Annotated in this window: 10 protein-coding genes; 9 read left to right on the top strand and 1 reads right to left on the bottom strand. The window is 62.6% G+C overall.

Features of this window, described 5'->3' with window-relative positions:
• Nucleotides 1-6: 6 nt before the first annotated feature.
• The 9 genes from FA87_RS06695 (at nucleotide 7) to FA87_RS06655 (ending at nucleotide 12,147) form a co-directional block, all read left to right on the top strand.
• Nucleotides 7-843, top strand: a complete 837-nt coding sequence (locus FA87_RS06695) for a DUF692 domain-containing protein (protein WP_043693266.1) — start codon at nucleotides 7-9, stop codon at nucleotides 841-843.
• Nucleotides 840-1,589 carry a DNA-binding domain-containing protein gene (locus FA87_RS06690; RefSeq protein ID WP_043693264.1) on the top strand — a complete coding sequence of 250 codons (750 nt, stop codon included), beginning with the start codon at nucleotides 840-842 and terminating at the stop codon, nucleotides 1,587-1,589. The genes FA87_RS06695 and FA87_RS06690 overlap by 4 nt, the downstream gene beginning before the upstream one ends.
• Nucleotides 1,586-2,050, top strand: coding sequence for a DoxX family protein (locus FA87_RS06685; protein WP_043693262.1), 465 nt, complete (start codon nucleotides 1,586-1,588; stop codon nucleotides 2,048-2,050). Before FA87_RS06690 ends, FA87_RS06685 begins: the two co-directional genes overlap by 4 nt.
• Before the next feature lie 91 nt (nucleotides 2,051-2,141).
• Entirely contained in the window at nucleotides 2,142-2,411 is a 270-nt protein-coding gene (locus FA87_RS06680; protein WP_036117863.1) for a hypothetical protein, read from the top strand.
• Between the two features lie 50 nt (nucleotides 2,412-2,461).
• On the top strand, nucleotides 2,462-3,295 hold the full coding sequence (locus FA87_RS06675) for a DUF692 domain-containing protein (RefSeq protein WP_043693260.1): 834 nt from the start codon (nucleotides 2,462-2,464) through the stop codon (nucleotides 3,293-3,295).
• Complete coding sequence (locus FA87_RS19820) at nucleotides 3,292-4,041, top strand: DNA-binding domain-containing protein (RefSeq protein WP_052191193.1); 750 nt, start codon at nucleotides 3,292-3,294, stop codon at nucleotides 4,039-4,041. Before FA87_RS06675 ends, FA87_RS19820 begins: the two co-directional genes overlap by 4 nt.
• Before the next feature lie 594 nt (nucleotides 4,042-4,635).
• On the top strand, nucleotides 4,636-7,818 hold the full coding sequence (locus tag FA87_RS06665) for a TonB-dependent receptor (protein ID WP_043693258.1): 3,183 nt from the start codon (nucleotides 4,636-4,638) through the stop codon (nucleotides 7,816-7,818).
• 85 nt (nucleotides 7,819-7,903) lie between these two features.
• Nucleotides 7,904-10,282, top strand: a complete 2,379-nt coding sequence (locus tag FA87_RS06660) for a GH92 family glycosyl hydrolase (protein ID WP_052191192.1) — start codon at nucleotides 7,904-7,906, stop codon at nucleotides 10,280-10,282.
• Nucleotides 10,282-12,147 carry a sugar-binding domain-containing protein gene (locus FA87_RS06655; RefSeq protein ID WP_197062381.1) on the top strand — a complete coding sequence of 622 codons (1,866 nt, stop codon included), beginning with the start codon at nucleotides 10,282-10,284 and terminating at the stop codon, nucleotides 12,145-12,147. The genes FA87_RS06660 and FA87_RS06655 overlap by 1 nt, the downstream gene beginning before the upstream one ends.
• Nucleotides 12,148-12,202: 55 nt before the next feature.
• Here the strand turns inward: FA87_RS06655 and FA87_RS06650 are convergent, their stop codons facing one another.
• Entirely contained in the window at nucleotides 12,203-13,144 is a 942-nt protein-coding gene (locus FA87_RS06650) for a hypothetical protein (RefSeq protein ID WP_156128509.1), read from the bottom strand.
• Nucleotides 13,145-13,347: the final 203 nt, after the last annotated feature.

Genomic DNA, 13,347 nt, shown 5'->3' with positions numbered 1-13,347 from the left:
CTCGCCATGACCCTCGCACCCACCGCGGGTATCGGTTTCAAGCCCCAGCACGCTGACGACGTCTTCGCTTGTGCGTCGCCGGCCCTTTGGCTCGAGATCCATCCGGAAAACTACGCGGTGGATGGTGGGCCGCGACTGGCGCTGCTGGATGCGCTCGCGTCGAGGTTCCCGCTGTCGCTACACGGGGTCTCCCTGTCACTGGCCGGGGAGACCCCGCCCGATCCCGTGTGGCTGCGGCGACTGAGGACCCTCGTCGAGCGAACGCAGCCCGTTCTGGTATCGGAGCACCTCGCGTGGTCATCGTGGGACGGGAACTATCTTCCCGATCTGCTTCCCTTCCCCCGGACGCACGAGGCCCTGTCGAGAATCGTCGAGCACGTCGACCGGACGCAGACGGCACTCGGGCGGCGCATCTCGCTTGAAAACCCATCCCATTACCTCCCGATCGACGGGCATGAGTGGAGCGAGACAGAGTTTCTCGCCGAACTGGCCAAACGCACGGGATGCGGTCTGTTGCTGGACGTCAACAACGTCTATGTCAGTGCCGAAAATCTCGGCACCGACGCTCACGGATACATCGACGCTTTCCCTCTTTCTTCCGTCACCGAGATCCATCTCGCCGGGCATGCACCCGACGAGGAACTCGATGGGCTGCTCATCGATTCGCACGATGCGGCGATCGCCAGCGACGTATGGAATCTCTACAGCTACACACTGCAAAAGACAGGTCCGATGCCGACACTAATAGAACGCGATGGCAAAGTTCCGTCATTCTCCACGCTGCTGGCCGAGCGCGAGATCGCTCAGTCGATCCTCGCCAACGCCCACGGACGGACGCCATGACGTCCGCGTCTTTTCAGCAAACGTTCGCGGAGGCTTTAAGGGCGGATGGCAGCCGAACGGGGGTCTCCGACCATCCTGCCTTCGCCGTCTATCGCAACACGGTCATGCGTGGCTGCATCGACGCACTCGAAGCCAACTACCCCGCGGTATCGTGCCTCGTCGGACGCGACTGGTTCAGGTCGGCAGCGGCCATCTTCGCCAGCGAGGAGCCCCCGCGTGACGCACGCCTGGTGGCCTACGGTGAACGCTTTGCCGACTTCCTCGCAAGGTTCGCACCCGCTTCCGAACTGCCTTATCTACCTGACGTCGCGCGCATAGACCGCTTATGGACGGAGAGCTACATCGCGGCGGATGCACCGCACCTCGACCTGGAACCGCTGCGGCAGGCGGACCCCACCGCCATGACGTCATGGCATCTCACCATCCATCCGGCGACTCGTACCTTTGCCTCCGACCTGCCCGCCTTCTCCATCTGGTCACCCAGCCGGGCCGGCGAGGCGGTGGATGGCGGCCTCGTGTGGGAGCCGGAAGCCGTGCTGGTCACCCGGCGCGACCACGGGGTGCGCGTCACGCCAGCCAGTCCCGCCGTGTTGTCTTTCCTGCATGCGTGTCGGGACGGCCTGTCTCTGGCCGATGCGATCCGTGTAACCACCCAGGGTCATCCCGACACCCGTATCGACCTGCTTCTCGCCCTCCTCATCGAGGCGGGTGCTTTCGCCTCATCCCGAAGGATCCGATCGCCATGACCGAAACACGCCCTTTCTCCGATAACTCGCTGCGCGCACGGTGGAACGCGATCGCCGGAGCGGTCGAATCCCACATCGGCCACAGCTTCCTGGCCTTGGTAGCCCGCGTCTCCATCGCCGCGATCTTCTTCCAGTCCGGACGCACGAAGGTCGAAGGTTTTCTGACCATCACGGAGAGCACGTACGAACTGTTCCGCACGGAATACAAGCTTCCGCTGGTGCCGCCGGAAATCGCGGCGCACATGTCCGCCTATGTCGAAACCTTTGTACCCGTACTCCTGGTGCTGGGCATCATGACGCGCCTCTCCGCCACCGTTCTCCTCGGCATGACGACCATCATCGAGATCTTCGTGTATCCCGACGCATGGCCTACCCATCTGTCCTGGGCGGCCATCCTGCTGTACCTGATCGCACGCGGAGGCGGACGCGTGTCGCTCGATCATGCATTCGGCATTCGCTGAACGCGAAAAGATAGTGCGGGCAGCTGTAACCGAATAGCCACCGGCAACGAATCAATCAATGCCACTTCCGGCACACCTTCTGGAGAACGCCATGAATACCGCCACCCACAGCATCGCCGCGGCTGCCGCCCTCTTCGCCGTCTCCGCCGCCGCCATCAGCGCACCGGCACAGGCCGCCGAACAGGCAGCCGGCAAGACCGTTCACTGTTATGGCATCAACAGCTGCAAGGGGACGTCCGATTGCAAGTCGGGCAATCACCAGTGCAAGGGGCAGAACGAATGCAAGGGCCAGGGCTTCAAGGCCGTCTCCGTGCAGGAGTGCAAGGCACAGAACGGCAGCACCACGCCGCCCGCGGCCTGATCGTCGGGCCCGGCCGATATACACGGCCGGGCCACCTTGAAGGACTGTCGATGCAACCGACCATACCTCCACCGTTTCAGGGTTACGGGCTCGGGCTTCGCGTACCTCACTACGCCGAATTCCTCGCGCGTCAGCAGCCGGTGGATTTCGTCGAAGTCATCTCGGAAAACTTCATGGTCGAAGGCGGCCGGCCCCTGGATACGCTTGCGCGCATCCGTGACCGCTACGAAGTCGCTTTGCACGGCGTATCCATGAATCTGGGCTCGGACGACGGTGTCGACCTCGACTATCTCAGACGCCTGCGCGCGCTGGCCGACACCATAGAGCCCCTGTGGCTATCCGATCACGTGTCCTGGACCGGTGTCGGCGGCATCAACTCCCACGACCTGCTCCCGCTTCCCTACACGGTCGAAGCGCTCGATGTCCTCGTCAGAAACACGCTCGATGCGCAGGACGCCCTCGGACGCGCACTCGTGCTCGAGAACCCGTCGACCTATCTGTCGTTTTCCGACAACACCATGGATGAACCGGGCTTCCTGAAGGCACTGTGCGAACGCACGGGATGCTTTCTTCTTCTCGACGTCAACAACATCGTCGTCAGCGCGACCAATCATGGACTCGATACCGAAGCATGGATCGAGCGCTTACCCCTGGACCGTGTACGCCAGATCCATCTGGCAGGTCACAGCCTTGGCGTAGACATGCTCGTCGACACGCACGACGCCCCGGTGCCCGACGCCGTCTGGGATTTGTACCGGCGATTCGTCCCTCGCCTCGGGGAGGTGGCCGTCATGATTGAACGTGACGACCACATTCCGCCATTGCCCGAGTTGCTGTCGGAACTCGACCGGGCGCGACAACCGGCGATCGTCGCGACGCCATGAGTCTGGGCGACCTCCAGCGCCGCCTGCTCACGGCGGTCATGACCGGACGCCCGGTGCCCGAGTTGTCGGCGGCGGGCCAGCGCGTGTATGCAAACAACGTGCGCGGTCAGCTGCTGGCCGCGTTGCGCGATACCTACGAGAAATGCGAGGCGTGGCTGGGCGACGACGTCTTCCACGTGCACGCCAGGGCCTATATCGAAGCACACGGTTCAACGTCCTGGTCGCTGGATCATTACGGCAGCGACTTTCCGGACTATCTCGCGCGAGCCTTCCCGGAAAGGCTCGAACTGAGTGAACTGGCGTGGCTCGAATGGGCGCTTCGCACCGCATTTTCAGGAAGAAACGCTTCAGGCCTAGCGCTCGAGGAACTGCACGTGAAGGATTGGGATGGCGTCCAGTTCTCGTTCGTTCCCACCCTCATGTACCGACAGCTGCACACGAACGCACCCGCTCTCTGGGCCGGCATCGCGACCGGCCAGGGAATACATACACGTCCATCCGACAGCGCGACCGATAACGGTCACGGCGTCCGCGTCTGGCGGCATGAGCTGACGCCACGTTTCGTTTCCATGACGCGTGCGGAACACGCGTGCCTCGACCTCGTGGTAGCGGGCGCAACGTTTGGCGAAGTCTGCGAGTGGCTGTCCTCGACGGCGCGTGAGAAAGACGTCGCCTCGGCGGCAGGATCGCTGCTTCGTGCCTGGGCGACCGACGGGTTGATTACCGGTGTGCGGGAAACCGGCTGACCCCTCGTCCATTTTCGAGCCCGAGTTTTTGCAGCGCAGCGTGACACAAACGCGCAATAACGGCTTAATTCTCCACAGGGGATTTAGATCGATCTAAGTGTGTGATCCACGTCACGTCGCTCAAGCGATGACGTGGACGACCTGGATCGTGGGGTGGGGACAGTCTGGGGATGACGCATAAAGCGTGGCTTCCCACAACGCTGCTTCCTGTCGGGCCTTGGGTGGGGATTTGGGAAGCTGTCGCATGAACGCACGAAACGATCGTATCGCCGTGAAACGAGCCTGCGCGAGGAGTGCTGCCTGTTTCCCACGGTGAGGGATGCTGACCGTTACACGGGTCTCGCGCAGGCGCGCTCCTACGACCCCGTGTTGGAAAACGGTGGTTGCGCAGGCGGGCATCCGCTTTAACCCATAGAAAACCGCAGAGAGACCATCACCGACAAGCGGGGGCTTGTCGGGCGTGGAATTTTGGATCGATGTAACTGGTTCCAGCAGGAGGCCGTGTGCAGAACTAGACCGGGTATCTGCAGTGATGAAACGGGGATCAACGCGCCGTCTCAACGTGCGCGCACATTACTGAGGGAAGTAATCGCAATGACTTATCTGCCACACATGCTCAAGCGCAAGCCGCTCTGCGCCGCACTCGCCGTAGCCACCCTGTCCTTCGCGGGCCTGCTCGCCGTTCCGGCGACCGCCTTTGCGCAGGCCGCCGCACCCGTCGCGACGAGCTCCGACGCCACGGCGCAGACCACCGATGGTGCCAAAGCGAAACAGGACGAAAAGACCCGAAAAACCGACAAGGCAAAGGACGACAGCACGACTAACCTCGACGCCGTCGTGGTCACGACGTATGCCCAGTCCATCGACCAGAACGTCCAGGACAAGCGCGAAGCCAACTCCATCGTCGAAGTGATCAACGCGCAGAACATCGCGCAGTTTCCGGCCAAGAATATCGCCGACGCGCTCGCCCACGTCCCTGGCGTCGTCATCAGCCGCGAGTCCGGCGAAGGCAAGACGGTCAGTATCCGCGGCCTCGCGCCCGAACTGACCCTCACCGAACTGAACGGCAACTACGTGGCCTCGGCCGATACTTCCGCCGGTCTGACGCGCTCGTTCAACTACACCCTGATGCCGGCGAACATGTTCTCCGACATCAAGCTCTACAAGAGCCTCGAGGCGCGCCTCGACGAAGGCGGCATCGGCGGCAACGTCGACCTGCGCACCCGCCGTCCGCTGGAAATGAAGGCTAACGACGGCTTCGTCTCCGCGAACATGGCCGGCTCGGACAACAGCAGCAAGATCAAGCCCCAGGTTTCCGCGCTCTGGTCCTGGAAGAACAAAGACGAGACTTTTGGCTTCCTCGTCGCCGGTTCCGAACAGAAGCGTCGTGACATCAACTACACCGCCAACGCCAACAGCTGGCACTGGTGGGGCAATGACTGCACCGACCACGCCACCTGTACCGCGCCACCCACGGATATACACGGCAAGCCGTACGGAGGCGACGTCGCACCTAATATCGACCTCTGGTCCGGCGGTGGCGTCGTCGATCAGGGTGGCAATACCTATAACGGTTACTGGATGCCGCAGCAGTTCTCGACCAGCCGGAACCAGCTCGACCTGAAGACCAAGGGCGCCCAGGCGACCATGCAATTCAAGCCGAGCGATCATTTCCTGCTGACGGGAAACTACTTCCGTTTTCAGCGTGAGCAGACCCAGATCACCAACACGCTGGAAGTGCCCGAGTGGGGCCTGCCGGGCAACAGCAACTACGCCGACCAGCAGGGCCGTCTGCTCGCGAACAACGGCTTGTCTTTCGATCCGTCGCACACCGTCGTGACGGGTGCCAACTACGTGCTGCCACCCGCTGGCACGGGCTGTAACGCCACGGTCAACCCGAGCACGGGTGCGGTACGCCAGGCCGTCGACGTGTGCTCCACGGAAATCCCTTGGGTCACCGGCAATTACTCCGTCGAGAAAGCCACCTCGCAGACGCTCAATCTCGAAGGCGAGTGGGACAACGGCGGCGCGCTCAGCGGTACGTTCAACGTCGGCCGCACGTGGGCCAAAGGCGGACCGTCGGTCGAACTGGGCATGGCCGCCAAGCCGCGTAACTTCGTCAACGGCGCGTGGGTCGATGGCAGCAACGGTGCCGCATGGACCCTGGACGGCAAGCCGACCCTCACCGCGGCTCCGGGTGTACTGCAGGCCATGCAGAACGGCGCCGGCCAGGTCGACCTGGGCTCGACCGGTTCCAACATGGTCAACACCACGACATCGCAGAACTTCGCACAGGCGGACTTCACCTGGGCGTTCGACGACAGCTGGATGCAGTCGCTGCAGTTCGGCGTGAAATACCGTGACAACAAGGCCGAGCAGCAGAGCAACGAGGTGCGCTGGTACTGCAAGGGCACCGAGTCGCAGTTCCAGACCTGCGACCCGAACGCCGGCCAGCTGCCCGCGGGCTTCCTGCAGGCCAACAGCCTGGACGGCAGCAGCGAGGTCTACAACGACAATACATTCCCGGCGATCAACTTCCCGGCGTACTACAACTACCTCAACTCCACGTACGACCGGGTGCTGTACAACCATCCCGAGAACAAGTCGTCGATCCAGGAGAAGATCGCCGCGGCGTACGTCCAGGCCAACTTCGACACGGGTACGATTCGCGGCAACGTCGGCCTGCGTTTCGTCAGCACCAAGCAGGACCTGACAGTCGCGGATCAGATCACGACCAACAACGCGGTGTACTACCACGATCCGGCGGGCAACATCCTTATCTGCCCGGCATCGGGTGTGAATGCCGGCGGCGGCGCCTGCGCGGCAGGTGACTTCCAGTACCTGCCCCGTGAAGTCGCGGTCATCCAGAACTACACCAACGCCACGACGTCCAAGCGTTACAACAAGCTGTTGCCGAGCTTCAACATCGCGTGGAACGTGACGGACGACTTCCTGGTTCGCGCGGCCGGCTCGCAGGCACTCGCCCGTGCCAACTACACCGATCTGGCGCAGCTGGGCAGCCTGACCAACAACACCCAGGAGTACTACAACGACCGCAAGCAGTTCGGTGCTCCCCTGCCCGGCTGGTACGGCAGCGGCGCCAACGCCGATCTGAAGCCGTTCACGGCGACGCAGTTCGACCTGGCCGGCGAGTGGTACTACGCCGAGCATTCGGTGCTCGGCCTGGATCTGTTCCAGAAGAAGGTGAAGAACTTCGTCGTGCCCGTGACCGTGAACAACCTCACGGTGAACGTCGGCGGCACGGAAGAGAACTTCCTGCAGTACAGCACCAACGCCAACGGCCGTTCGGGTACGTCGAAGGGTATCGAGCTCTACACCCAGCACACCTGGGAGTCGGGCTTCGGCTACATCGGCAACTACACGCTCAACAAGACGAACGAAACGGCCGTGACCCTGGGCGACACCGCGGTAGGCAAGGCCGAGCTGATCGGCAGCGCCAAGTACGCCGCCAACGTCTCGGTGTTCTACGAAAAGAACGGCCTGCTGCTACGCGCCAGTGACAACTGGACGGGCCGTACCATGCAGGGTCTGGCGTCAGGTCTCCCGATCTACTCGCAGCCGTACCACCAGATCGATCTGAATGGCGACTACGAGTTCAACAAGCACGTCATGGTGACCGCCTCGGTGATCAACCTGAACAAGGCGACGCCTCACCAGTACCTCGGTGGCGACACCCGGGCACGCCTGGTCTCGCTCGAGTACGCCGGCCGCCAGTACTACGTCGGTGTGACGTACAAGTTCGGCGACGGTACCTGAGTAAAAACAGACGGGGTCAGGCGCATCGCCTGACCCCGTTTCCGTTTCAACGGATGCCTCCCCACTCCGTCGAAGGAAAAACACCATGAATTCGCATAAGGCACGCCTTCCCGGCCGTGCTCTCGCCGTCGCGCTGTCGCTGCTTCTGTTCGGCGCCATCGGCGACGGGCAAGCCAGAGAGAAGACAGCCGCCACGCCGCCCGGATCGTCGCTCGATCTGGCGAACCCGCTGGTCGGCACCGCTTCGCTGGATCGGAAGGAACTGATCGGGAATGCCCCGCCCCCGGGTGAGCCGCTCTACACCGGCATGACCACGCCCGGCGCCAGCCTGCCGCAAAGCGCGACCGAAGCGGCGCCGGTCAACATCAACGCCGACCTCAGCTTCCCCACGGGCGTGCCCGTCGCCTATGACTACCGACGTCCCGCCATGGTGGGTTTCACCGGCGGCGGATCGACCTATGGCGCACGTGGCGCACCCATGGTCATGCCGGTCGTCGGCGACTGGACCGTACCGCCCGACTACGCCACCTCGTACTACGACAAGGCCACCGAGAAAGCGTCGCCCGGCTACTACGCCGTCGATCTCGCCACATTCCACACGAAGGTGGAGCTGACGGCGTCGCGGTGGACCAGCCTCATGCGTTTCACATTCCCGGAAAGCCGTCGTTCGAACGTGGTGATCAACCTGCGCCGGGACGGCGGCGACGTGGAAGTGGTCAACGACCACACGATTCGCGGTGTCGCCACCGCGGGACGTCGCGACCACGACGCGGATGGTCCCTATTTTGTCGCGGAGTTCTCCCGGCCTTTCGCCAGCTTCGGCACGTTTCACGCGAACCTGAGCGATAAGGGCGAAGGCCTGGGTGGCGAAGACGTACAGGCCGGACGACGCAACGTGTCGGGTAGCTACGCGGGTGGCTATGTCACCTTCGACACGAAGGCGGGCGATCAGGTGGTCGTACGCATCGCTCACGGACACAGCGCCGAAGAAGCGGATCAGCGACTGCATGCGCAGGACAGCGATACGGACTTCGACCGCGTACACGCCAGCGCACGCGCGGCCTGGGCAAAGCTGTTCGATCGCGTGGAAGTGAGTGGCGGCACCCCGAAGCAGCGCACACTGTTCTATTCGACGCTCTACCACTCGTTCGCCAGCCCGCGCATGATCGCCCGCAAGGGTGAGCACTACACGGACGCCGCGGGCAAGGATCAGGTGGCGGCATACGATCATTACGGACCGGTGCCCTTCTGGGACACCGGCCGGAACCAGATCACGCTGCTGATGCTGCTCGAGCCTGGCGTCGTCCAGGACATCATGCGCTCGGAGCTGGATCGCGCGCACGAACGCGGTTACATGAACACCTCGTTCCACGGCGACCATGCCGTGTTCCTGTACGACGGTGCCATGCAGCGCGGCATTCCGTTCGATTATGCAGCCGCCTACGACGCGTTACGCAAGAACGCCACGGACCCCAGGGGCCCGCGCGGTTATCTCGCGGAATACGACAAGAACGGCTGGATCTCCGACATCGTCCCTGCCGGCAACCCGAGTCCGCCCTACGCCGGCGGGAAGGCCGGCGTGGCCACCACGCTGGAATATGCGTGGGACGACCATGCGCTGGCCGACGTGGCACGACGCCTGGGTAAGAAAGACGATGCCGACCTCTTTGAGCGCCGTTCCGTGAACTATCGAAACGTGTTCGATCCGTCGACAGGTTTCTTCCGCGGGCGCACCGACGACGGCAAATGGATCTCGCCGTTCGATCCCGCCGAGCCTTACTACAACTTCATGATGAAGGAAGGTTCGGGCTGGTCGACGCTGTGGCTCGTGCCGCATGACGTGCAGGGACTGATGAACCTGCTGGGCGGCCGAGACGCGTTCAACGCCAAGCTGGATACGTTCTTCTCCACGCCTTACCAGCCCAAAGGCATCTGCCGTGACTGCACCGGAGTGATCGGGCAATACGTGCAGGGTAATCAGCCGGACCAGCAGGCGCCGTATCTGTATGCGTGGAGTGGTCAGCCGTGGAAGACGCAGGCGCTGGTACGTCGCATTCTCGCCGACCTGTACGGCAGCGACGCCTCGGGCTACGGCTACCCGGGGATGGACGATCAGGGATCGACGTCGTCGTGGTACGCCCTGAGTGCGATGGGTTTCTATCCCGTCGACCCGGCGACGCCCGATTACATCATCGGTAGCCCGATCTTCGACCGTGTCCGTCTGCGTCTTGGCAACGGCAAGGTTTTTGAGATCGTTGCCCGGAACAACTCGGACCGTAATCCGTACATTCAGTCCGCCATGCTCAACGGGAAGCCGTGGACCAAACCATGGTTCAGTCATTCCGATATCGCCGAGGGCGCCACACTGGTGCTCACGATGGGTCCCGCACCCAGCAAGACCTGGGGCACCGACCCGAACGACGCGCCGCCCTCCATGTCGGCCGCAAAAAAGGATCCTCAATGATGCGTACGACCCACCTGCGGCACGCCTGCCTCGCCATTGGGATGGCTGCCGCCTTCGCTCCGGTCGCCATGGCGGCATCCACGGACAAGGCCTCGACCTGGAGCGGTAAAGCCGCTCCGCTGGCCACGCCCTGGACGGGCAAGGTGTCGCCCACCAACGCGCTGCCGGAATACCCGCGCCCGCAGCTCGCGCGCCCCTCGCTGGAACACCCGCAGTGGCTGAGTCTCAACGGGCTTTGGCAGTACGCGGCGAGCGACACCGAGACGAAGCCGACCTTCGGCCAGGCACTGAAGGACAAGGTGCTCGTGCCCTACCCGGTCGAGTCCGTGCTCTCGGGCGTGCAGAAACATGCCGACTTCATGACATACCGCCGCACGGTCGATGTCCCCGCCGACTTCACCGCCCATGGTCAACACGTCATGCTGAACTTCGGAGCGGTCGCGCAGGACGCCGTCGTCTATGTCAACGGCACGCAGGTCGCGAAGCACACGGGCGGCTATACCTCGTTCGCTGCGGACATCACCTCGGCGCTGAAGGCCAAAGGCCCTCAGGAAATCGTCGTCACGGTACACGCGCCCGTCGACGGCGAAGACGTAATGGTCGGCAAGCAGCGCCTCAAGCCCGAAGGCATTTTCTATACCCCGGCCTCGGGCATCTGGCAGTCCGTGTGGATCGAACCCGTCGGTGCGACCAGCCTCGCACAGCTGACCTTCACCCCGGCGCCCAGCCTGGATGCCTTTACGGTGACCCCGAAGCTTCAGGGTGACACGACCGATGCCACCCTGCATGTCACGGCCTACGCAGACGGCAAGCCCGTCGGCGAAGCGACCGGACCCGCCAATGCTCCGCTTCATCTGGGGATCGCCCATCCGCGCCTATGGAGCCCGAAAGACCCGTTCCTGTACACGTTCAAGGCGACGCTCGCCAAGGGCGACCAGCACGACGATGTCACCAGCTACGCGGGCCTGCGCACCATCGGCCTCGCAAAGGTCGGCGGGCTCAACCGGATCGTCTTGAACGGTAAACCGACCTTCCTGCTCGCCACGCTCGACCAGGGCTACTGGCCCGACGGCATCCATACCGCTCCGACCGACGCGGCACTGAGGTTCGACATCCAGAAGACGAAGGACCTCGGCTTTAACACCATCCGCAAGCACATCAAGGTCGAGCCGGCGCGCTGGTACTACTGGGCCGATCACATCGGCCTGATGGTGTGGCAGGACATGCCCGCCCTGCCCAACGGCCACAACGAGAAGCTCAGCGATGCCGCCAAGGCCGGCTTCAAGACCGATGTCACCGCCATCGTCGAACAGCTGAAGGGTGAGACCTCGATCATCGGCTGGATCCCGTTCAACGAAGGCTGGGGTCAGTGGAGCATCCCCGCCGCCGGTGAACTGGCCACGCAGATCAAGCAACTCGATCCTTCGCGCCTGGTCAATGCACGCAGCGGCGCGAACTGCTGCGATACCAAGGGCGACCCGCATGCCGGTGACGTGTACGACATCCATGATTATCAGGGTCCCGGCCTGCCGGCGCCAGATGCGACCCGTGCATCCATCGATGGCGAGCACGGCGGCTTGACGCTCGGCGTACCGGGTCACGTGTGGCCGAACACACCGATCAATCCGTACGGCGAGGTGAAGGACAACGCCGCATTGAACGCCGGCTATGTGGCAAACACTGCTGTGCTTCGTGACAAGGGCCCCGGTATCGGAGTCTCCGGTTCGGTCTACACGCAGATTACGGATGTCGAAGGCGAGCACAACGGCTTGTATACGTACGACCGGAAAATCGAAAAGGTCGACGAAGCCAAAGTCCGCGCGATCAATGAGGCGACCATCGAGGCGGGTAGCCCGTCCCTCTGAGTTTCAACAGTTGTTCCTTTTTCCCAAAGCCCCGGAGCGATCCGGGGCTCTTTTTTTATTTTTCCGCCTCTTCGTCATGTGAGGCCAGTATTCGCCGAAGACGTTCAACATTCTCAGCAGAATCAAGCCCTGAGATCGATTCCACGACCTTCCCGTCACGGAAGACATTGAACGTAGGCGAGGCAGTGAAGTCGACGCCCTTCCAGGCCGCGTTATCAAAAGCGATCATCGCCGGGAACATCGGAAACCGTCGATTCCACTCGGTCAGAACCTCGCGGTCCAGTTCCGCGCCACTGATCAGCCAGGTAACGTTGGATTTGTTGAACATCCCGGCCAGCTCGGCATCGCGTAGCACTTTCGAGGCCGCATCCTCGGCGAAGTGACACCCAATGACGACGACCACGTACGTGCCCTTTGCCGGTGTGGTCGGCTCAACCAGACTCAGGCCGCCGTCATGCTCGACATATCCCATCGGATGGCCCGGCCCTGGCGCCGTAGTGACTTCAAAATGGCGATAGTCGTAGAAATCATCCTCGGGGTATGCCTGTCTCAGCTGGGCCGATGCGACAAAATCCCTGGCCGTAATCAGAGCTTCGTAGTACGCCTGGACTTCACTTTCGGCTGCAATGTTTCGCCGCCGAAGCTCTTTCAGTACGTCGCGCATGCCATGCAGATACAAACTTCTCGCATCGTAGTCTCCCGCTTGCGCGAAGAAACTCGAGGTCTTCAGCATGCGGAAGAGCATGCGAAGATCCGCTTCCTGCTGTACTTCCAGGCTGGCAATCCACTCCGCCAGCGACCTTTTATAGAGCCGCTTCAGTGCCAACGACTTCGCTTTGGGAGTAATCGCCGAGAGACGGATCGATGAAACCTCGGACCACAGCACATCGCCCGAATGACGCACGCCGCTGAGTACGGGCGACGCGTAAAACGCCAGAAACGAAAGAACCCAAAGGGCGCCGCTCCGACATGTTCGCGAATCAGGACGGTTTTTCACCTAGTGAGTCCGACAAAGATACGAGCAGACCGCACCTTCGAGCCGCTCACAAACATGGCTGCTACCGCCCTTGTGTACGAGGCACGCTGCGCCCCCACGGGTAGGTGGAAGTGACCGCCTCAAACGACGCTCGACTCGATTGTCATCCTCGGTTGTTGCACGACGCGTCCGAACGGCTCGTGTCGTCGTCTGCAATCCAAAGA

The sequence above is a fragment of the Luteibacter sp. 9133 genome, assembly GCF_000800155.1.
GTDB lineage: Bacteria > Pseudomonadota > Gammaproteobacteria > Xanthomonadales > Rhodanobacteraceae > Luteibacter > Luteibacter mycovicinus.
This window is presented reverse-complemented; position numbering and strand designations above follow the sequence as displayed.